We start from the raw sequence: 19,382 nt of genomic DNA, 5'->3' as shown, positions 1-19,382 counted from the left end.
GGTGCCGCCGGGTCAGGCCCGCGGCAGGACGATCGAGGGCTTTTCCCGGGCCGGTCGGTACAGGGTGGCGGTGTGGCCGATCCGCTGCACCAGGGCCGCGCCGGTCTGGCCGGCCAGCTCGCCGATCATCGCGTCGCGGGCTTCGCGGTCCTCGGCGGCGACCTTCACCTTGACCAGTTCGTGCCGTTCGAGCACCGCGTCGAGCTCGGCCACCAGCGCCGGGGTGACCCCCTTGCCGCCTACCTGCATCAGGGCCTTTAGGCCGTGGGCCTGGCCGCGGAGGAAGCGGTTCTGGGCGTTGGTGAGGGCGACGGACATCGGTGACCGGGGCGGGGCGTATGGGTGGTTCAGGGTATCATGGCCGCCCATACCGCCGCGGGCGTTTCCGCCCGGTGCCCCGCATGTCCCGCAGCAAGAGCAGCCAGCGCTGGCTGCGCGAGCACTTCTCCGATCCCTACGTGAAGAAGGCCCAGGCCGAGGGCCTGCGCTCGCGTGCGGCCTACAAGCTCGAGGAGCTGATCGAGCGCGATCGCCTGCTCAAGCCGGGGATGGTGGTGGTCGACCTCGGTGCCGCGCCCGGTGGCTGGTCGCAGTACGTGCGCCAGGCGATGGGCGACGGCGGACGCGTCTTGGCCCTGGATATCCTCGACATGCCGCCGCTGGCCGGGGTCGAGTTCCTTCATGGCGACTTCAGGGAGGAGGCCGTCTTATCGCAGCTGGAGACGCTGCTGGACGGCCAGCGCGTGGACCTTGTGCTGTCGGACATGGCCCCCAATATGAGTGGCGTGGACGTGGTCGACCAGGCCCGCGCCATGCACCTGGCGGAGCTGGCGATGGAGTTCGCCGACGGCCACCTGCGTCCCGGCGGGGCCTTCCTGATCAAGCTGTTCCAGGGGGTGGGCTTCGACGACTACGTGCGCGACCTGCGCCGCCGCTACGACAAGGTGGCGATCCGCAAGCCGGCGGCCTCGCGCAAGCGTTCGCCGGAAGTCTATGCCCTCGCGCAGGGAAAGCGCGCCCAGCTCCGTTAAGCTCGATCCAGTAAGCTCGACCCAGCAAGCCCCACCGACGAAACACCCACCAGCAGTGCGAAACGCCATACACAGGGAACCGCGGAGCCGATGAGGATGAACGACTTGACCAAGAATCTGCTGCTCTGGGTGGTCGTCGCCATCGTGCTGATGGTCGTGTTCCAGAGTTTCTCCCCGCGCGACGGCGCCACCGCCAGCGTCGGCGAGTCGCCCAGCTACACCCGCTTCCTGCAGGACGTCGAGGCCGGCAAGATCCGTTCGGTGGTGATCACCGACGAGAGCACCTTCACCGCCAACGCGATCCGCTACAAGCGCAGCGACGGTACCGAGGGCCAGGTGGTCGGCCCCAACGACGCCAAGCTGATCGACCAGCTCTACACCAAGAACGTGGACGTCGTCCGCGAGAAGCCCAAGACCGGCCCGGGCTTCTGGGGCATCGTCCTCAACTTCCTGCCGGTGCTGCTGATCATCGGCTTCTGGCTGTTCATCATGCGCCAGATGCAGGGCGGCGGCGGCGGCGCCAAGGGCGCGATGTCGTTCGGCAAGTCGCGCGCCAAGCTGCAGGGCGAGGACCAGGTGAAGGTCACCTTCGCCGACGTCGCCGGTTGCGACGAGGCCAAGGAAGAGGTCGGCGAGCTGGTCGACTTCCTGCGTGATCCGTCCAAGTTCACCAAGCTCGGCGGCAAGATCCCGCGCGGCGTGCTGATGGTCGGCCCGCCGGGCACCGGCAAGACCCTGCTGGCCAAGGCGATCGCCGGCGAGGCCAAGGTGCCGTTCTTCTCGATCTCCGGTTCGGACTTCGTCGAGATGTTCGTCGGCGTCGGCGCCAGCCGCGTGCGCGACATGTTCGAGCAGGCCAAGAAGCACGCGCCCTGCATCATCTTCATCGACGAGATCGACGCGGTCGGCCGCCATCGCGGCGCCGGCCTCGGCGGGGGCCACGACGAGCGCGAGCAGACCCTCAACCAGCTGCTGGTGGAGATGGACGGCTTCGACGGCGGCGAGGGCGTGATCGTGGTGGCGGCGACCAACCGTCCCGACGTGCTCGACCCGGCGCTCCTGCGCCCGGGCCGCTTCGACCGCCAGGTGGTGGTCGGCCTGCCGGACGTGAAGGGCCGCGAGCAGATCCTCAAGGTCCACATGCGCAAGCTGCCGCTGGCCGACGACGTCGAGCCGATGGTGATCGCGCGCGGCACGCCGGGCTTTTCCGGCGCCGACCTGGCCAACCTGGCCAACGAGGCCGCGCTGTTCGCCGCGCGCGAGAACGCGAAGGAGGTCCGCATGGACCACTTCGACCGCGCCCGCGACAAGATCCTGATGGGCGCCGAGCGCCGCTCGATGGCGATGAGCGAGGACGAGAAGACGCTGACCGCCTACCACGAGGCCGGCCACGCCATCGTCGGCCGCCTGGTGCCCGAGCACGACCCGGTCTACAAGGTCACGATCATTCCGCGCGGCCGCGCGCTGGGCGTGACCATGTACCTGCCCGAAGGCGACCGCTACTCGATGAACCGCGTGGCGATCGAGTCGCAGCTGTGCTCGCTGTACGGCGGACGCGTGGCCGAGGAGCTGATCTTCGGCGAGGACAAGGTCACCACCGGCGCCTCCAACGACATCGAGCGGGCCACCAAGATGGCGCGCAACATGGTCACCAAGTGGGGCCTGAGCGACGAGATGGGCCCGATCGCCTATGGCGAGCAGGAGGACGAGGTGTTCCTCGGCCGCTCGGTGACCCAGCACAAGAACGTCTCCGACGACACCGCGCGCCGGATCGACGAGGTCGTGCGTTCGATCCTGGACCGGGCCTACGCCAAGACCAGGACGCTGCTGACCGAGAACATCGACAAGCTGCATGCGATGTCGCAGCTGCTGCTGCAGTACGAGACCATCGACGCGCCGCAGATCGACGCGATCATGGAAGGCCGCGAACCGCCGCCGCCGATGGGCTGGGGCAAGTCCGGCAAGGACGGCGGCGACAACAAGAGCGGCCCCCGCCCGCTGCCGCCGGTGGGTGGCCCGGCCACCCAGACCTGAGGCCGGCCATGGCCGATCCGCAGGACCGCGCGTCGCGGCCGAGCTACGTCATCCGCAATCCGTGGCGCCCGTGGATATCGGGCGCCTTCGCGGGTGCGTCGATGATCCTGACCGTGACCACGCTGTTCTACGCGCTGGGCCGGCTGCCGCTGGCGCTGGTCGGGATCAGCGTGGCGCTGGCCGCGGCCGTGTTCGCGTTCGGCTTCTACGCACGCCGACGCGCCGACCGCTTCGATGCCGAGGCGATCCGGTCGGGCCGCCCGCAGCCCTGAAGGGGGAACCGTGTTCGACATCTCGCCGCAGCTGGATTGCGCCGGCCGCATCCTGAAGCTCGACCGTGCCCGCGTGATGGGCATCGTCAACGTCACCCCCGATTCCTTCTCCGACGGCGGCGCGCACGCGAGCACGGACGCGGCCGTCGCGCACGGCCTGAAGCTGGCGGAAGAGGGCGCCGACATCCTCGACGTGGGCGGCGAGTCCACCCGCCCGGGCGCGGAAGAAGTGCCGCTGGAGGAGGAGCTGCTCCGGGTGGTGCCGGTGATCGAGCGGCTGGTGCGCGAGACGGGATTGCCGGTGAGCATCGACACCTGCAAGCCGGACGTGATGCGTGCGGCGGTGGCCGCCGGCGCCGGCCTGGTCAACGACGTCTGCGCGCTCGGCCGCGAGGGCGCGCTCGAAACCGCCGCCGCGCTCGGCGTGCCGGTGGTGCTGATGCACATGCGCGGCGAGCCGCGCTCGATGCAGGACGACCCGCAGTACGACGACGTGGTCGCGGAGGTGCACCGCTTCCTGGCCGAGCGCATCTTCGCCGCCGAGCTGGCCGGGATCGCCAGGAAGAACCTGGTCGCCGACCCGGGTTTCGGCTTCGGCAAGACCACCGCCCACAACCTGGCCCTGCTGGCCCAGCTCGAGCGCTTCACCGAACTGGGCGTACCCGTGCTGGCCGGCCTGTCGCGCAAGCGCACGATCGGCGAGCTGACCGGGCGCCAGGAGCCGGCCGGGCGGGTGGCCGGCTCCGTAACCGCCCACCTGCTCGCCGCGCAGCGCGGCGCGAAGATCCTGCGCGTGCACGACGTGGCGGCGACCGTCGATGCGCTGAAGATCTGGGAAGCCGTGGCGGCGGTGCCGTCGCCGCGGCGCGATGCCGCCCCCGTGCTCCGCTGGCCGGACGAATAGGCGCCGGTGGCGGCGGGGATGGCCCGCGTTCGGCCGGACGGCGCCGGGCCGGGGATGGCGCTCCGGTAAGCTTTGCGGCCACCCGTCGCCGGCCCGCCTCCCGCGTGAGCATGATTTGTAGCCGTCCGATGTACCCGAACGCGCCAGCGCGCGCCGGGCGGCGCTGAGCCGTGGGCATCGATACCCGCCCGCCGGCGATCGCGGTGATGGGCCCGACGGCGTCGGGCAAGACCGCGTTCGCCATCGGGCTGGCGCGCCGGTACGGCGGGGAGATCGTCAGCGTCGACTCGGCGCTCGTATACCGGGGACTGGACATCGGGGCGGCCAAGCCGGACGAGGCCGAACGCGCCGGCATACCGCACCACCTGCTGGACGTGCGCGAGCCGTGGCAGCCGTACTCGGCGGCCGAATTCGCCGCCGATGCGCGGGCGGCGATCGACGGCATCGTCGCCCGCGGGCGCCTGCCGATCCTCGCCGGCGGCACCGGCCTGTATTTCCGTGCGCTGCTGCGCGGGCTGGCGCCGATGCCGGAAGCCGATCCGCTGCTGCGCGGGGCGATCGCGGACGAAGCCGCGGCCCGTGGCTGGCAGGCATTGCACGCGGAGCTGGCACGGGTCGATCCGGCCGCGGCCGCGCGTATCGGCCCGGCCGACGCGCAGCGCATCCAGCGTGCGCTGGAGGTGTTCAGGCTGAGCGGGCGGCCGATCAGCCACTGGCAGCGCGACCCTCCGCCGGCGCGGCTGCCGCTGCGCGTGCTCAAGCTGGCCCTGGCCCCGGCCGACCGCGCCGGGCTGCACGCGCGCATCGCCCGCCGCTTCGACGCCATGCTCGCCGCCGGGTTTCTCGACGAGGTGCGCCGGCTGCGCGCGTCGCCGGCCCTCGTGGCCCATCCGGCGCCGCTGGACCTGCCGGCCCTGCGCGCGGTCGGTTACCGGCAGGCCTGGGAACACCTGGACGGGGCGTTCGACGCCGCACAGCTGCGCGACCGCGGGATCTTCGCCACGCGCCAGCTGGCCAAGCGCCAGCTGACCTGGCTGCGCGGGGAGCTGGACGCGCGCTGGTTCGATCCGGAACGTGACGGCGGTCAACTGGCGGACGCGGTCGACCGCTTCCTCGGTGCGCCGGGGGCGGTCCGGCGGCGCGGGCTTGTGTAACATGCCCCCGACGGGCCGGGGAGGCCCGCGGCACCACCCATAAGAAGAACGCTCCTATGAAGAGCAAGGGGGAATAACCGATGTCCAAGGGGCAATCGCTGCAGGATCCTTTCCTGAACGCACTGCGTCGCGAGCGCGTGCCGGTGTCGGTCTACCTGGTGAACGGCATCAAGCTGCAGGGTACGATCGAATCCTTCGACCAGTTCGTGGTGCTGCTGCGCAGCACCGTCAGCCAGATGGTCTACAAGCACGCCATTTCCACGGTCGTGCCTTCGCGCAATGTCCGGGTCGGCCCGGGCGGCGGCTACGTGCAGGGCGATGCGGGGGAAGGCGGCGACGAGGCCGAATGACCTGCATTACCGGAGTTCCGATTGTTCGAACGATCCCGCAAGGGTGAACACGCGCTGCTGATCCAGCCCCACGCCGGTGGGGCCGTCGCCGAGGATGTGCTCGAGGAATTCGCCGACCTGGCCCGCTCGGCCGGGGCCAGCGTGGCCGCGACCCTGACCGCGCGCATCGACCGGCCCAACCCGGCCACCCTGATCGGCAGCGGCAAGCTGGAGGAAGTGCAGGCCGCGGCCGACGCCACCGGCGCCGACCTCATCCTGGTCAACCATCCGCTCAGCCCGGTCCAGGAGCGCAACCTGGAGAGGGCGCTGCAGCGGCGCGTGGTCGACCGCACCGGCCTGATCCTGGACATCTTCGCCCAGCGGGCGCGCAGCCACGAGGGCAAGCTGCAGGTCGAACTGGCCCAGCTGCGGCACATGGCCACCCGGCTGGTGCGGGGCTGGACCCACCTGGAGCGCCAGCGCGGTGGCGCCATCGGCCTGCGCGGCCCCGGCGAAACCCAGCTGGAAACCGACCGGCGACTGCTGCAGAAGCGCCTGGAACAGCTGCAGCGGCGGCTGGAGAAGGTCGAGGTGCAGCACGCCCAGATGCGCCGCGCGCGCGTGCGCAGCGAGCTGCCGCGGGTCGCGCTGGTGGGCTACACCAACGCCGGCAAGTCCACCCTCTTCAACGCCCTGACCGGCGCAGACGCGTACGCGGCCGACCAGCTGTTCGCCACGCTGGACCCGACCGTGCGTCGGGTCGCGCTGCCGGGCGGCAGCATCGTCCTGGCCGACACCGTCGGCTTCGTCCGCGACCTGCCGCACGAACTGGTCGCCGCGTTCCGCTCGACGCTGTCGGAGGCGCGCGAGGCCGACCTGCTGCTGCACGTCGTCGACGCGGCCGATCCGCTGCGGGACGACCGCATCGCCCAGGTCGACGCGGTGCTGGCCGAGGTCGGCGCGGGCGAGCTGCCGCAGCTGCTGGTGTTCAACAAGATCGACCGGATCGAGGGCGCCGAGCCGCGCCACGACCACAGCGGCGGCGACCCCGACGATCCCGGCCACCGCGAGCGGGTGTGGCTGTCCGCGCGCGACGGCCGCGGCATGGAGCTGCTGCAGGCCGCCCTGGCGCACCGCCTGGACCTGCAGCGTGCGTTCGGCGAACTGCGCCTGCCACCGCAGTCCGGCCGCCTGCGCGCGCGCCTGCACCAGCTCGAGGCGGTGCGCGCCGAGCAGGCCGACGAGGATGGCTGGCTGCTGCAGGTCGACCTGCCGCGCAGCGAGGCCGAGCGGCTGGCGGCCCGCGCCGACGGGGCGCCGCTGCGCGCGCTGCTGCCGGCGCGCGCGGAAGACTGACGGCCGGACCGATCCGGCTCGCGCCGGTGCGTTCCACCGGGCGATACCAATGGCCCGGGGGCCTGCGGGCCGGTCTTGCTAGAATCGGACATGCCCCGTCCGGGCCTTGCGCGCCGGACGGGACCCATCGATACGGAGCTTTCATGGTCTGGAACACCCCTGGCAAAGGCGGGGACTCCCCCGATACGCCGCCGCGCAATCCCTGGCCGCCGCGCCGCCCCTCCGGCAACGGTGGCGGGCTCGATGGCGTCCTGGCCAGGCTGCGCGAGGTCTTCGGCGGCGGCAACGGCGGCGGCATCGGCCGCTGGATCCTGCTGGGCGTGGCCCTGCTCGTGCTGCTGAGCAGCTTCCAGCTGGTCGGCGAACAGCAGCGCGGCGTGGTGCTGCGCTTCGGGCAGTTCGCCCGGGTGATGCAGCCGGGCCCGAACCTCAAGTGGCCGTGGCCGGTGGAGCGGGTGATCAAGGTCAACGCGACCCAGATCAAGACCTTCAGCAACACGGTGCCGGTGCTGACCCGCGACGAGAACATCGTCAGCGTCACCATGAACGTGCAGTACCGCATCGGCGACCCGCGCCTGTACCTGTTCGGCTCGCGCGATGCCGACCGCGTGCTTGAGCAGGTGGCGCAGAGCGTGGTCCGCGAGCAGGTCGGCCGCGCCGACCTGGATACCGTGCTCGGCGCGCGCGGCCCGCTGTCGGTGAGCGCCGCGCAGCAGCTGCAGGCGTCGCTCGACGCCTACCGCACCGGCCTGGTGGTGACCGAGCTCAACCTGCAGGACGCGCGTCCGCCGGAGGAGGTCAAGCCGGCCTTCGACGAGGTCAACAGCGCCCAGCAGATCAAGGACCAGCTGATCAACGAGGCGCGCGCCTACGCCGCCAAGGTCGTGCCCGAGTCGCGCGGCGAAGCCGCACGCCGGCGCACCGTGGCCGAGGGTTACAAGGCGGCCAAGATCGCGCAGGCCGAGGGCGACGCGGCGCGCTTCAGCCTGCTGCGCGACGAATACCGCAACGCGCCCGAGGTCACCCGCCAGCGCCTGTGGCTGGAGACCGTGCAGGACGTGCTCGCGCGCAACCGCAAGGTCGTCGGCGCCGACAGCCGGCAGCTGATCTACGTGCCGATGGGCCCGGCCGGCGGCGCAGCCGCGGCCACCGCGCCGGCGGGCGCGGCGGTCGGTGCCGAGGCGCTGCTGCCCGCGATCGAAAGCACCCCCGAACCGGCACGCAGCGGCGTCCGTGACCCCGTCCGCACCGGCCGAGAGGAGCCCGCGCGATGAAGTACTCGCTCTGGATCGCCGTGGCGGTCACCGTCCTGCTGGGCCTGCTCGGCTCGGTCTACGTGGTCCGCGAAGGCCAGGTCGGCCTGGTCCTGAACCTGGGGCGCGTCGCCCGCACCGACATCGGCCCCGGCCTGCACCTGAAGTGGCCGCTGGTGGAGACCGTTCGCACCTTCGACAGCCGCTTCGCCCTGGTCGACTTCTCGCCGGAGCGCTACCTGACCTCCGAGCGCAAGGACGTCAGCGTGGATTTCGTCGCGATCGGCTACATCAACGACGCGCGCGCGTTCTACCGCGCGACCGGCGGCGACGAGTCGGCCGCGGCCGACCGCCTGGCGCCGATCATCAAGGACTCGCTGCGCAACGAGATCAATTCGCGCACGCTGACCCAGCTGGTGTCCGGCGACCGCGCCGAGGTGATCTCCAAGCAGCTGGACGGCATCAACAAGGGCGCCGAGACGCTGGGCATGCGCATCGTCGACATCCGCCTCAAGCAGATCGACCTGCCGACCGACAGCGACGTGATCAAGCAGGTCTACGACCGCATGCGCGCCGAGCGCAAGCAGGTGGCCAGCGCGCTGCGCGCCGAGGGCGAGGAGCAGGCACGCACGGTGCGCGCGCAGGCCGACCGCGACCAGGCGGTGATCGTGGCCGAGGCCGAGCGCGACGCGCAGCGCCTGCGCGGCGAGGGCGATGCCCAGGCCGCGCGGCTGTTCGCGCAGGCCGCCGGCCAGGATCCGGCGTTCTTCGCCTTCCACCGCAGCCTCGAGGCCTACCGGGCCGCGTTCGCCGATGGCCAGGGTGTGATCGTGCTCGACAGGGACGATCCGTTCCTGCAGTACTTCAAGAACGAACGCTGATGCCGGCCGCACTGCTCCAGGCCCTGTGCCTGGTCGCGGTGATCGAGGGGCTGTTCCTGTTCGCCGCGCCGGAGCTGTGGCGGCGGACCATGGAACAGCTGCTCGGCCGCGCCGACGCCAGCCTGCGCCGGCTCGGCGCGGGGGTGCTCGTGGCCGGGCTGGCGTCGCTGTGGTGGATGCACGCGGCGTAGCGCGAGCCGGCCCGGCCGGGATCGATCCGCCGGTGCGCGGCCGAAGCCTGGAGGCCGGTGGCTAGGGCCAGTCGATCATGCCGCGGACCACGCTCACCACTTGGCCGCCGGACCAGACTTCGCCGTCGGCATCGACCCGCATGTCCAGCCGCGCGTCGTAGCCCACCTCGCGCCCCTGGCTGACGCGGTAGCGGCCGTCGCGGGCGGGCAGGGCCTCGCGCAGCGACAGCCAGGCGGCGAGGGTGGCGTTCGCCGCGCCCGAAGCCGCGTCCTCGAACACGGCCGGCCCGCCGACGAAGGCGCGGGCGGCGACCTGGTAGTCGTCGCCATGGCAGCGCGCGAAGGCCAGCACCCCCATGCTCTCGCTGCTGCGTGCCAGGCCGGCGATGGCGTCCCAGTCCGGCATCGCGTTGCGCAGGCTGGCTTCGTCGCGCGCCTCGGCGATCCACCAGCGGCGACCGCCGTCCATCAGCGCGGGCGGCAGCTCGCCCAGGGGCAGCCAGTCCAGCGCTTCGGCCATGCGCGAGCCGCGTCCGTCGGCGGTTTCGACCAGGCGCGCGCGCGGCGTGCGGATCGCGATCCGGCGCACGCCGCCGTCCACGTCCACCCGCAGCGGCAGCAGGCCGGCGATGCCTTCCTGGACCAGCAGCCCGTCCTGCGGGACGGCCAGGCCGGCGTCGAGCGCCACGTGCGCGGTGCCGACGCTCGGATGGCCGGCGAACGGTACTTCGCGCTTGGGGCTGAACATGCGGATGCCGTAGCTCGCGCCCGCGCGGGTCGGCGGGAACACGAAGGTGGTTTCCGGCAGGCGGGTCCAGCGGGCGATCGCCTGCATGGCCGCGTCGTCCAGGCCGGCGGCATCGAGCACCACGGCCAGCGGGTTGCCGGCGCCGGGGCGGTCGGCGAACACGTCCACCTGCACGAACGGGCGCATGGCCATGGCGAATCCTTTCCGGTGGGGGCGGCCGAGGTTACCAGTCCACCGTGCCACGGATCACCGCGTGCACCTGGCCCCCGACCCAGACCTCGCCCTCGCCGTCGACCTCCAGGTGCAGGCGGGCATCGCGCCCGATCTCGCGGCCCTGGCTGGCCAGGTAGCGGCCGCCCGAGCCCGGCAGTCGCCCCTGCCCATGGAGCAGGGCGGCGATGCTGGCATTGACGCTGCCGGTGGCCGGGTCCTCGGCGATGCCGACGCCGGGCGCGAACGCGCGCACCACCAGGTGGGTGCTGCCCGGTCCGGCGGCGGGCGCGAAGACGGCGAGCTTGCCGCTGCCCGGCAGGGCGGCGATCGCGGCCTGGTCCGGCGCCAGGCCGCGCACGGACGCCTCGTCGGCCAGCTCCAGCAGCCACCAGTCCGGCCCGTTGTTCCACAGCGCAGGTGCCGACGCGCCGCGCATCGCGCCCCAGACCCGTTGCGCGCCCAGCCAGCCCGGCGCATCGATGTCGCGCGGACGCGCGGGCGGGCTGCGCACGGCGGGCGACACCCGGCCTTCGCTCCGGTCGATCCGCACCGGCAGCAGCCCCGCGGCGCATTCCTGCACCAGCCGGCCGTCGTGCTCGCGCGCCAGGCCCGCGTCCAGCGCCGCCCAGGCCGCGCCGACGCTGGGATGGCCGGCGAAGGGCAGCTCCATCTTCGGGGTGAAGATGCGGATCCGGTAGTCGGCCGCGGCCGCGGTGGGCGGCAGGAAGAACACCGTTTCCGACAGGTTGGTCCAGGCGGCGAACGCCTGCATCGCCGCGTCGTCCATGCCTGCCGCATCGTGGACCACCGCCAGCGGGTTGCCCGCGCCGGGGCGGGGTGCGAACACGTCGAGCTGGGCGTAGCGGCGGGTGGTCATGCGGGGGATCCCTGCGGTGGTGGCTGCAGTATGCGGCCGGTGCCGGGAGGCGTCGCGCCGCCGCGCCGGGAGCGGGCGGCGCCGGTCGCGGCCGTCGCGGTCCGCCGGCCTGGACCGGGCGTTTTTCCGCGGGATTCGGCTTAGAATCGACGGTTCATGCCCGGTGGTCGGGTGGTCCCCCACACATTCCATGTCCGCAGTTTCGCCCACGCACGTTGCCGCCTCCGGTGGCTGGATCGTCCTCAAGTTCGGCGGCACCTCGGTGTCGCGTCGCCACCGCTGGAACACGATCGGCAAACTGGCCAAACAGCGCGCGGAGCAGACCGGCGGGCGGGTACTGGTCGTGGTGTCGGCGCTGTCGGGCGTGACCAACGAGCTGACCGCGATCGCCGATGGCGCCGCCGACGGCGCCAGGCGGGTGGATGCGCTGGAGACTCGCCACCGCGATTTCGCCACCGAGCTCGAGCTCGATGCCGACGCGGTGCTGGGTGCGCGGCTGGCCGCGTTGCGCGGCCTGCTCGCCGACCCGCGCGCGGCATCGCGCCCGCTGGACTGGCAGGCCGAGGTGCTCGGCCAGGGCGAGCTGCTCTCGTCCACGCTGGGCGCCGCCTACCTGCGCTCGCAGGGCCTGGACATGGGCTGGATGGACGCGCGCGAATGGCTCGACGCGCTGCCGCCGCAGGCCAACCAGAGCGAGTGGTCGCGGCGGCTGTCGGTGAACTGCCAGTGGCAGTCCGACGCGGCCTGGCGCGCGCGCTTCGCCGCGCAGCCGGGCGCGCTGCTGATCACCCAGGGCTTCATCGCCCGCCACCAGGACGGTGGCACCGCGATCCTCGGCCGTGGCGGTTCCGATACGTCGGCCGCGTACTTCGGCGCGCTGCTGGGCGCGTCGAAGGTCGAGATCTGGACCGACGTGCCCGGCATGTTCAGCGCCAACCCGCGCGAGGTGCCCGACGCGCGCCTGCTCAGCCGGCTCGGCTATGCGGAGGCGCAGGAGATCACCACCACCGGCGCCAAGGTCCTGCATCCGCGCTCGATCAAGCCGTGCCGCGATTCCGGCGTGCCGATGGCGATCCTGGACACCGAGCGGCCGGAGCTGCCGGGCACCACGATCGACCGCAGCGCCGCGACGGTCCCCGGGGTGAAGGCGATCAGCCGCCGCAACGGCGTGGTCCTGGTGTCGGTGGAGGACATCGGCATGTGGCAGCAGGTCGGCTACCTGGCCGAGGTGTTCGCCCTGTTCCGCACCCACGGCCTGTCGGTCGACATGATCGGCACCTCGCAGACCAACGTCACCGTGTCGCTGGACCCGAGCGAGAACCTGCTCAGCGAGAACGTGCTGGCGGCGCTGGCCGCCGACCTGGAGAAGATCGGCCGGGTCAAGGTGATCGTGCCGTGCGCGGCGATCACCCTCGTCGGCCGCGGCATGCGTTCGCTGCTGCACCGGTTGTCCGAGGTGTTCTCCAGCTTCGGCCACGAACGCGTGCACATGATCTCGCAGTCGTCCAACGACCTGAACCTGACCTTCGTCATCGACGAGGCCGATGCCGACGGGCTGCTGCCGGACCTGCACGCGGCGCTGATCGACAGCGGCGCGATGCCGGTGCTGGAGAAGGACGTGTTCGGGCCGCGCTGGCGCGAACTCGACGGGTCCGTCCGTCCGCGCCCGGCACCGTGGTGGCGCGGCGAGCGCGAGCGGCTGCTGGCGATCGCCGGCGAGGCCGGCGCGACCGCCACGCCGCGCTACGTCTACCACCTGCCCACCGTGCGCGAGCGCGCCCGCGCGCTGAAGTCCGTCGCCGCGGTCGACCAGCGCTACTACGCGATCAAGGCCAACCCGCACCCGGCGATCCTGCGCGCCCTGGTCGAGGAAGGCTTCGGCCTGGAATGCGTATCGCTGGGCGAGCTGCAGCATGTGTTCGCCGCGGTGCCGGGCCTTGACCCGGGCCGCGTGCTGTTCACGCCGAGCTTCGCGCCGGTGCACGAGTACCGGCAGGCGTTCGCGCTGGGCGTCACCGTCACCGTCGACAACGTCGAGGCGCTGCGGCGCTGGCCGGAGGTGTTCCGCGGCCGGCAGGTGTGGCTGCGCATCGACCTGGGCCACGGCGACGGCCACCACCAGAAGGTCAACACCGGCGGCAAGGATTCCAAGTTCGGCCTGTCGGCGCAGCGGGTGGACGAGTTCGTCGATGCCGCGCGTGCACTCGGCACCACCATCACCGGCCTGCACGCGCACCTGGGCAGCGGGGTGGAGAACGCCGGCCACTGGCGGCTGATGTGCGACGAGCTCGCCGGCTTCGCCCGCCGCATCGGCACGGTCGCCACGCTGGACATCGGCGGCGGCCTGCCGATCCCCTACAGCGCCGACGACGAGCCGTTCGACATCGCCGCATGGGCGGTCGGGCTGGCCGAGGTCAAGGCGGTGCACCCGGCGTTCGCGCTGGTGATCGAACCGGGCCGCTACCTGGTCGCCGAATCCGGCGTGCTGCTCGCGCGTTGCACCCAGGTGATCGAGAAGGACGGCGTGCACCGGGTCGGCCTGGACGCGGGCATGCACACGCTGGTGCGCCCGGCGATGTACGACGCCTGGCACGACATCGTGAACCTGCAGCGGGTCGACGAGGCCGCCGACGGCGTGTTCGACGTAGTCGGGCCGATCTGCGAATCCAGCGACTTCTTCGGCCGTGCCCGCCACCTGCCTTCGGCGACCTCGCCCGGCGACGTGATGCTGGTCGCCGACGCCGGCGCCTACGGCCACGCGATGGCCAGCACCTACAACCTGCGCGGCCTGCCGGCGGAGGACGTGATCGATGGGCCCGCGGGCTGAGTTCACCCTGTCGGCGGCACTGGCCGGCACGGCGGTGGCGGTGCTCGGCTACCTGGTCGCGTCGGCGTTCGTGTTCGACCAGCCGCTGGGCGAGGCGCTGCGCAACGGCGCGCAGTGGAGCCCGACCGGCACGCTCGCCGCGGCCGGCGCGGCGTGGATCGCCATCGCCTGGCACCGGCGCGCCGCCGTCGCCGGCCGCCGCTGGGGCGCGGCCGGCATGGCGCTGCGCGCCACGTCGCTGGTGCTGCTGCTGTACCCGGCGGCCGTCGCCTTCTGGGTGATGGCCACCGGCCTGCTCGACCGGCACGTCGCCTCCGGCGGCATGCCGCTGCGGGAACTGGCCGCGTGGGTGCCGTCCATCGTGGTCGGCGCTACGCTGGCCGCGGTCCTGGTCGGCGCGCTGCCGGCCTTCGCCATCGCTTTCCTGCTCTGCCGCCGCTACCTGCAGCGGGCGGCCGGTTCCACCACGGACATCGCATGACCATTTTCGATCGAGACGCCACCCGGGTTTTCCGTTTCGTGCGCTGCGGGTTCGACCCCGCCACCGGCGTGGCCGAGCTTGCCTACGCCTTCGACGTCGGCGCCGAGCTGGTGGAGACCATCACCGTGCCGGGCGCGCCGTTCGCGCTCGACGGCGCGCGGGCCGCCGCCGTCGAGCAGGCGCTGCGGCTGCTGCACCTGGTCGCCGGCGTCAGCTATTACAAGGCGGCCGTGCCGCCGGAGATCCGGATCGATGGCTATGCGATCGACCCGGCCACCGCGGCGTTGCTGGAGCAGGTCTACCTCAACGGCCTGGGCGAGTTCGCCTACCGCAACGGGCTGGACCTGCACGGACGCATCCGCTTCCCGGCCGCCGCCGGCCAGGCGGACGCGGCGCCGGCACTGGGCTTGCCGGCGCGCGCACTGGTGGCGATCGGCGGCGGCAAGGATTCGCTGGTGAGCATCGAGGCCCTGCGCGCGGCCGGGGTCGAGCAGACCGTCACCTGGATCGGCGGCTCGCAGCTGATCCGCACCTGCGCCGAGCGCACCGGGCTGCCGACGCTGAACATCGGCCGCGCCCTGGCCCCGCAGCTGTTCGAGATCAACCGCCTGGGCGCCTACAACGGGCACATCCCGGTGACCGCGGTGAATTCGGCGATCCTGGTGCTGGCCGCGCTGCTCACCGGCGCCGGCCAGGTGGTGTTCTCCAACGAGCGCTCGGCCAGCTACGGCAGCCTGATCGTGTCCGCCGACGGCACCGCCACCAACGAGGTGAACCACCAGTGGTCCAAGGGCTGGGCGTTCGAGCAGGCTTTCGGCGAGCACGTCGGGCGCACCGTCGCGGCCGACCTGCATTACTACTCGCTGCTGCGGCCGCTGTCCGAGCTGGCGGTGGCGCGCCAGTTCGCCCGGAACGACCACTACGACGCGCACTTCTCCAGCTGCAACCGCAATTTCCACATCCTCGGCGAGAAGCCGGCGCAGCGCTGGTGCGGGCTGTGCCCGAAGTGCCACTTCGTGTTCCTGGCGCTGGCGCCGTTCATGCCCAAGACCCGGCTGGTGCGGATTTTCGGCCGCAACCTGCTCGACGATCCCGGCCAGGCGCCGGGCTTCGACGCGCTGCTCGAGTTCCAGGACCACAAGCCGTTCGAGTGCGTGGGCGAGGGCCGCGAGTCGCGCGCGGCGATGGCGGTGCTGGCCGCGCGCGCGGACTGGCGCGAGGACGCGCTGGTGGCGCGCTTCGCCCGCGAGATCCAGCCGCAGCTGGATCCGGGCGAACTGGCGGTGGAGCCGCTGCTGGAGATCGCCGGCGAGCACCGCGTGCCGGCGTCCGTGTGGGAGCGGGTGCGTGCGCGTTTCGCAGCTTGAGGGTTCGCGCGTCGCGCTGTGGGGCTGGGGCCGCGAAGGCCGCGCCGCCTGGCGCGCGCTGCGCGCCGCGCTGCCGTCCCTGCCGCTGACCCTGTTCTGCAACGAGGCCGAAGCCGCCGAGGCCGCCGCGCTGGGCGACCCGCTGCTGGCCACCGCGACACGCGCCGATGGCGAGGCGCTGTCGGCGTTCGACGTGGTGGTGAAGTCGCCGGGCATCAGTCCGTACCGGCCCGAGGCGCAGGCCGCGGCCGCGGGCGGGACCCGCTTCATCGGCGGCACCGCGCTGTGGTTCGCCGCGCATCCCGACGCACGCACCGCCTGCGTGACCGGCACCAAGGGCAAGAGCACCACGACCTCGCTGCTGGCGCACCTGCTGCGCGCCGGCGGCCATCGCACAGCGCTGGCCGGGAACATCGGCCTGCCGCTGCTGGAGGTGCCCGAAACGCCGGCCCCGGAGTTCTGGACGATCGAACTGTCCAGCTACCAGACCGGCGACGTCGCCAGCAGCGGCGTGCGCCCGGAAGTGGCGGTGGTGCTCAACCTGTTTCCCGAGCACCTGGACTGGCACGGCAGCGAGGCGCGCTACGTCGAGGACAAACTGAAGCTGGTGACCGAAGCGCGTCCGCGCACGGCGGTGCTCAACGCCGCCGACCCGCGCCTGGCCGCGCTCGACCTGCCCGGCAGCCGCGTGCTGTGGTTCAACCGCGCCGACGGCTGGCACCTGCGCGGCGATGCCCTGTTCCGCGGCGATGCGTTCGTGCTCGACACCGCGGCGGTGCCGCTGCCGGGCCGGCACAACCGCGGCAACCTGTGCGCGGCGATGGCCGCGATCGAGGCGCTGGGCGTGGACGCCGCGCCGCTGGCGCCGGCCGCACTGGAGTTCCGGCCGCTGCCGCACCGCCTGCAGTGGCTGGGCGAACGCGACGGGGTCGCCTGGGTCAACGATTCGATCAGCACCACGCCGCATGCCAGCCTGGCCGCGCTGGACTGCCATCGCGGACGGCGCGTGGCGATCCTGCTCGGCGGGCATGACCGCGGCCTGGACTGGACCGATTTCGCCTCGCGGATGCGCGGGGAGGCGCCGGTCGCGGTGGTGACGATGGGCGGCAACGGCCCGCGCATCCATGCGCTGCTGGCGCCGCTGGCCGCCGGGGGCCGCTTCGCGCTGGAGGCGGCGGACGACCTGGCCGATGCGGTGGCGCGTGCACGACGCCTGCTCGACGGCGACGGCGTGGTGCTGCTGTCGCCCGGCGCGCCCAGCTTCGGTGGCTACCGCGACTACACCGAGCGTGGCCGCCATTTCGCCGCGCTGGGCGGCTTCGATCCCGAGGCGATCAGCGCCATTCCCGGTCTGGGCGTGGCGTAGCGCCCGCTGGACCTGCGGCGCCCGGGCTGCCGCGTTGCCCGGCCCCCGGGTGATGTCCTCGCGGTCCCTGGCACGCACCCCGCGCCCTGGCCGGAGGCCGGCGTTTACACTCGGTCCTCCCGATCCCGGAGAACCGACCATGCGCAGTTTCCTCGTTGCGGCAGGCGCGCTGGCCGCGCTCGTCCTGTCGATCCCCGCCGCGGCCAAGCCGCGCGCGGACAAGGTGGAGTGGACGATCGGCAAGGACCGCTTCAGCGGCGTGCTGGTCTACGACGACGAGGACGACGACCGGCGCCCCGGGCTGGTGATGGTCCCCAACTGGATGGGCGTGACCGACGACGCGGTGGAAACCGCGCGCCGCGTCGCCGGCGACGACTACGTGGTGCTGGTCGCCGACGTCTACGGCAGCCAGGTGCGGCCGAAGGACAGCGCCGAGGCCGGCAGGATCGCCGGGGCGTTGCGCGGGGACCGGCCGCTGCTGCGCGCCCGCACCGCCAAGGCGGTCGAGGTGCTGAAGGCGCAGGCCGGTCGCGCGCCGGTGGATGCGGCGCGGATCGGCGCGCTGGGATTCTGCTTCGGCGGAACCGCGGCGCTCGAGCTCGCCCGCGCCGGCCTCCCGCTCGGCGGCGTGGTCAGCCTGCACGGCGGGCTGGGCACGCCGACCCCGGCGGCCGCGGGGGCCACGGTCAAGGCGCCGGTGCTGGTGCTCAATGGGGCGGCCGACAAGGCGGTCAGCCAGGACGACATCCTCGCCTTCGGCAAGGAGATGGATGCGGCGGGCGCGGACTGGCAGTTCGTCAACTTCAGCGGCGCGGTGCACTGCTTCGCCGAGGAGAGCGCAGGCCACGACCCGGCCAGCAACTGCCGCTACGACGCCCGCGCCGCGCGGCGCGCGTTCGTCATGGTCGACAACTTCTTCGAGGAGCAGCTCGGCGACTGACGCCGCCGCGCGCAGCGCACGCTCAGTGCGTGCGCTCCACCGCGTAGCGGGCCAGGCCGCGCAGCGCCGCCAGCGCGGCGCTTTCCGGCAGGCCCGCCAGCGCGGCCTCGGCGGCCCGCGCGTAATCCAGGGCGCGCGCGCGGCTGTAGTCCAGCCCGCCGGTGGCGTGGATCGCGGCGAGCACCTCGGGCATCGCGTCGCTGTCGCCGTGCTCGACGATCGCCCGCAGGCGCTGGCGGGTGGCCTCGTCCGAACGGGCGATGGCGTGGATCAGCGGCAGCGTGGCCTTGCCCTCGGCCAGGTCGTCGCCGAGGTTCTTGCCCAGGTCGGCGGCATCGGCGGTGTAGTCGAGCACGTCGTCGGCGATCTGGAACGCGTAGCCCAGGTTCATGCCGTAGTCGTACAGCGCCTGCTGGACCGCTTCGCCGGCGCCGGAGGCCAGCGCGCCCAGGCGGGTGCCGGCGGCGAACAGCACCGCGGTCTTGCGTTCGATCACCCGCAGGTAGGCGGCCTCGTCGGTGTCCGGGTTGCGCACGTGCAGCAGCTGCAGGACCTCGCCCTCGGCGATGCGGTTGGTGGTGTCGGCCAGCACCTGCATGACCTCCATCCGGTCCAGCTCGACCATCAGCTGGAAGCTGCGCGAGTAGAGGAAGTCGCCCACCAGCACGCTGGCGGCGTTGCCCCAGATCGCGTTGGCGGTGCGGCGCCCGCGGCGCAGGTCGGATTCGTCGACCACGTCGTCGTGGAGCAGGGTCGAGGTGTGGATGAACTCGACGATCGCCGCCAGCTGGTGGTGGTCGGGGCCGGCGGCCGCCGCGTCCGCGGTGGCCTGGCCCGCCAGCACGACCAGCATCGGCCGCAGGCGCTTGCCGCCGGCGGAGACGATGTGTTCGGCGATCTGGTTGATGAGGACCACGTCGGACGCCAGGCGGGTGCGGATCAGCGCATCCACCGCGGCCATGTCGCCGGCGGCCAGGGCCTGGATCTGCGGCAGGGTGGCGTGGGGAACGGGACTGGACTGGTCTGCCATGCGGGCCGCCTGGGAAAGTGCCTGAATTATAAGGGCGGCGGCCGGACAAACCCTACCCCGGGCCGCGGAGTTCAGCGATGGCGCGGGGTGCGCGGCTATACTCCAATGCCTCTATGCCCGGGCCGTGC

General features: G+C 72.6%; 19 protein-coding genes. 15 read left to right on the top strand and 4 right to left on the bottom strand.

The window, feature by feature from the left end; genetic code table 11:
- Positions 1-12 precede the first annotated feature (12 nt).
- Positions 13-318 (bottom strand): ribosome assembly RNA-binding protein YhbY, encoded by a 306-nt coding sequence (gene yhbY / locus ACA089_RS07995; RefSeq protein WP_372015445.1) that lies wholly within the window; start codon positions 316-318, stop codon positions 13-15.
- Between the two features lie 83 nt (positions 319-401).
- On the opposite strand from yhbY, the gene rlmE reads away from it, so the two are divergent.
- The 10 genes from rlmE to ACA089_RS07945 all read left to right on the top strand — a co-directional run bounded on the left by rlmE (position 402) and on the right by ACA089_RS07945 (position 9,405).
- The gene (rlmE, locus tag ACA089_RS07990; protein WP_372015443.1) at positions 402-1,031 is read left to right on the top strand and encodes a 23S rRNA (uridine(2552)-2'-O)-methyltransferase RlmE; all 630 of its coding nucleotides are present in this window, start codon (positions 402-404) and stop codon (positions 1,029-1,031) included.
- Between the two features lie 96 nt (positions 1,032-1,127).
- Positions 1,128-3,065 carry an ATP-dependent zinc metalloprotease FtsH gene (gene ftsH / locus ACA089_RS07985; RefSeq protein ID WP_372015441.1) on the top strand — a complete coding sequence of 646 codons (1,938 nt, stop codon included), beginning with the start codon at positions 1,128-1,130 and terminating at the stop codon, positions 3,063-3,065.
- 8 nt (positions 3,066-3,073) lie between these two features.
- Entirely contained in the window at positions 3,074-3,337 is a 264-nt protein-coding gene (locus ACA089_RS07980; RefSeq protein ID WP_372015438.1) for a hypothetical protein, read from the top strand.
- Positions 3,338-3,347: 10 nt separating this feature from the next.
- Positions 3,348-4,241: a dihydropteroate synthase gene (gene folP / locus ACA089_RS07975; RefSeq protein WP_372015436.1), complete on the top strand. Its 894-nt coding sequence runs from the start codon at positions 3,348-3,350 to the stop codon at positions 4,239-4,241.
- Between the two features lie 170 nt (positions 4,242-4,411).
- A complete protein-coding gene (gene miaA / locus ACA089_RS07970; protein WP_372015434.1) occupies positions 4,412-5,395 on the top strand; it encodes a tRNA (adenosine(37)-N6)-dimethylallyltransferase MiaA in 984 nt (327 codons plus the stop codon).
- Positions 5,396-5,475: 80 nt separating this feature from the next.
- The gene (gene hfq, locus ACA089_RS07965) at positions 5,476-5,745 is read left to right on the top strand and encodes an RNA chaperone Hfq (RefSeq protein ID WP_372015432.1); all 270 of its coding nucleotides are present in this window, start codon (positions 5,476-5,478) and stop codon (positions 5,743-5,745) included.
- Between the two features lie 21 nt (positions 5,746-5,766).
- Positions 5,767-7,080 (top strand): ribosome rescue GTPase HflX, encoded by a 1,314-nt coding sequence (gene hflX / locus ACA089_RS07960; protein ID WP_372015429.1) that lies wholly within the window; start codon positions 5,767-5,769, stop codon positions 7,078-7,080.
- Positions 7,081-7,223: 143 nt separating this feature from the next.
- Complete coding sequence (gene hflK / locus ACA089_RS07955; RefSeq protein ID WP_372015427.1) at positions 7,224-8,354, top strand: FtsH protease activity modulator HflK; 1,131 nt, start codon at positions 7,224-7,226, stop codon at positions 8,352-8,354.
- Positions 8,351-9,214, top strand: coding sequence for a protease modulator HflC (gene hflC, locus ACA089_RS07950; RefSeq protein ID WP_372015424.1), 864 nt, complete (start codon positions 8,351-8,353; stop codon positions 9,212-9,214). The genes hflK and hflC overlap by 4 nt, the downstream gene beginning before the upstream one ends.
- Positions 9,214-9,405 (top strand): DUF2065 domain-containing protein, encoded by a 192-nt coding sequence (locus ACA089_RS07945; RefSeq protein WP_372015421.1) that lies wholly within the window; start codon positions 9,214-9,216, stop codon positions 9,403-9,405. The genes hflC and ACA089_RS07945 overlap by 1 nt, the downstream gene beginning before the upstream one ends.
- A 61-nt stretch (positions 9,406-9,466) precedes the next feature.
- Here ACA089_RS07945 and ACA089_RS07940 read toward each other — a convergent pair whose 3' ends face one another.
- Entirely contained in the window at positions 9,467-10,345 is an 879-nt protein-coding gene (locus ACA089_RS07940; protein ID WP_372015419.1) for a PhzF family phenazine biosynthesis protein, read from the bottom strand.
- Positions 10,346-10,376: 31 nt separating this feature from the next.
- The gene (locus tag ACA089_RS07935) at positions 10,377-11,243 is read right to left on the bottom strand and encodes a PhzF family phenazine biosynthesis protein (protein WP_372015416.1); all 867 of its coding nucleotides are present in this window, start codon (positions 11,241-11,243) and stop codon (positions 10,377-10,379) included.
- Between the two features lie 190 nt (positions 11,244-11,433).
- On the opposite strand from ACA089_RS07935, the gene ACA089_RS07930 reads away from it, so the two are divergent.
- From ACA089_RS07930 to ACA089_RS07910, 5 genes are all read left to right on the top strand, one after another.
- The gene (locus tag ACA089_RS07930; RefSeq protein ID WP_372015413.1) at positions 11,434-14,070 is read left to right on the top strand and encodes a bifunctional aspartate kinase/diaminopimelate decarboxylase; all 2,637 of its coding nucleotides are present in this window, start codon (positions 11,434-11,436) and stop codon (positions 14,068-14,070) included.
- Positions 14,054-14,551, top strand: coding sequence for a hypothetical protein (locus ACA089_RS07925; protein WP_372015410.1), 498 nt, complete (start codon positions 14,054-14,056; stop codon positions 14,549-14,551). The genes ACA089_RS07930 and ACA089_RS07925 overlap by 17 nt, the downstream gene beginning before the upstream one ends.
- Positions 14,548-15,918: a UDP-N-acetyl-alpha-D-muramoyl-L-alanyl-L-glutamate epimerase gene (gene murL / locus ACA089_RS07920; protein ID WP_372015407.1), complete on the top strand. Its 1,371-nt coding sequence runs from the start codon at positions 14,548-14,550 to the stop codon at positions 15,916-15,918. The genes ACA089_RS07925 and murL overlap by 4 nt, the downstream gene beginning before the upstream one ends.
- A complete protein-coding gene (murD, locus tag ACA089_RS07915) occupies positions 15,899-17,284 on the top strand; it encodes a UDP-N-acetylmuramoyl-L-alanine--D-glutamate ligase (RefSeq protein WP_372015404.1) in 1,386 nt (461 codons plus the stop codon). The genes murL and murD overlap by 20 nt, the downstream gene beginning before the upstream one ends.
- Positions 17,285-17,423: 139 nt before the next feature.
- On the top strand, positions 17,424-18,224 hold the full coding sequence (locus tag ACA089_RS07910; protein ID WP_372015403.1) for a dienelactone hydrolase family protein: 801 nt from the start codon (positions 17,424-17,426) through the stop codon (positions 18,222-18,224).
- A gap of 22 nt (positions 18,225-18,246) precedes the next feature.
- Here ACA089_RS07910 and ACA089_RS07905 read toward each other — a convergent pair whose 3' ends face one another.
- Positions 18,247-19,254 carry a polyprenyl synthetase family protein gene (locus ACA089_RS07905; RefSeq protein WP_372015400.1) on the bottom strand — a complete coding sequence of 336 codons (1,008 nt, stop codon included), beginning with the start codon at positions 19,252-19,254 and terminating at the stop codon, positions 18,247-18,249.
- Positions 19,255-19,382 lie beyond the last annotated feature (128 nt).

Origin of the sequence: Pseudoxanthomonas fibrivorans, assembly GCF_041464125.1 — a bacterium.
Lineage (GTDB): Bacteria > Pseudomonadota > Gammaproteobacteria > Xanthomonadales > Xanthomonadaceae > Pseudoxanthomonas.
This window is presented reverse-complemented; position numbering and strand designations above follow the sequence as displayed.

Excerpts from the sequence above, each read along its gene's own strand:
- yhbY (WP_372015445.1), bottom strand. The coding sequence starts at position 318 with ATGTCCGTCGCCCTCACCAACGCCCAGAACCGCTTCCTCCGCGGCCAG.
- ACA089_RS07945 (WP_372015421.1), top strand. The coding sequence starts at position 9,214 with ATGCCGGCCGCACTGCTCCAGGCCCTGTGCCTGGTCGCGGTGATCGAG.
- ACA089_RS07940 (WP_372015419.1), bottom strand. The coding sequence starts at position 10,345 with ATGGCCATGCGCCCGTTCGTGCAGGTGGACGTGTTCGCCGACCGCCCC.
- ftsH (WP_372015441.1), top strand. The coding sequence starts at position 1,128 with ATGAACGACTTGACCAAGAATCTGCTGCTCTGGGTGGTCGTCGCCATC.
- hflC (WP_372015424.1), top strand. The coding sequence starts at position 8,351 with ATGAAGTACTCGCTCTGGATCGCCGTGGCGGTCACCGTCCTGCTGGGC.
- hfq (WP_372015432.1), top strand. The coding sequence starts at position 5,476 with ATGTCCAAGGGGCAATCGCTGCAGGATCCTTTCCTGAACGCACTGCGT.
- rlmE (WP_372015443.1), top strand. The coding sequence starts at position 402 with ATGTCCCGCAGCAAGAGCAGCCAGCGCTGGCTGCGCGAGCACTTCTCC.
- ACA089_RS07935 (WP_372015416.1), bottom strand. The coding sequence starts at position 11,243 with ATGACCACCCGCCGCTACGCCCAGCTCGACGTGTTCGCACCCCGCCCC.
- ACA089_RS07925 (WP_372015410.1), top strand. The coding sequence starts at position 14,054 with ATGGGCCCGCGGGCTGAGTTCACCCTGTCGGCGGCACTGGCCGGCACG.
- ACA089_RS07980 (WP_372015438.1), top strand. The coding sequence starts at position 3,074 with ATGGCCGATCCGCAGGACCGCGCGTCGCGGCCGAGCTACGTCATCCGC.
- hflK (WP_372015427.1), top strand. The coding sequence starts at position 7,224 with ATGGTCTGGAACACCCCTGGCAAAGGCGGGGACTCCCCCGATACGCCG.
- ACA089_RS07905 (WP_372015400.1), bottom strand. The coding sequence starts at position 19,254 with ATGGCAGACCAGTCCAGTCCCGTTCCCCACGCCACCCTGCCGCAGATC.
- murL (WP_372015407.1), top strand. The coding sequence starts at position 14,548 with ATGACCATTTTCGATCGAGACGCCACCCGGGTTTTCCGTTTCGTGCGC.
- ACA089_RS07910 (WP_372015403.1), top strand. The coding sequence starts at position 17,424 with ATGCGCAGTTTCCTCGTTGCGGCAGGCGCGCTGGCCGCGCTCGTCCTG.
- ACA089_RS07930 (WP_372015413.1), top strand. The coding sequence starts at position 11,434 with ATGTCCGCAGTTTCGCCCACGCACGTTGCCGCCTCCGGTGGCTGGATC.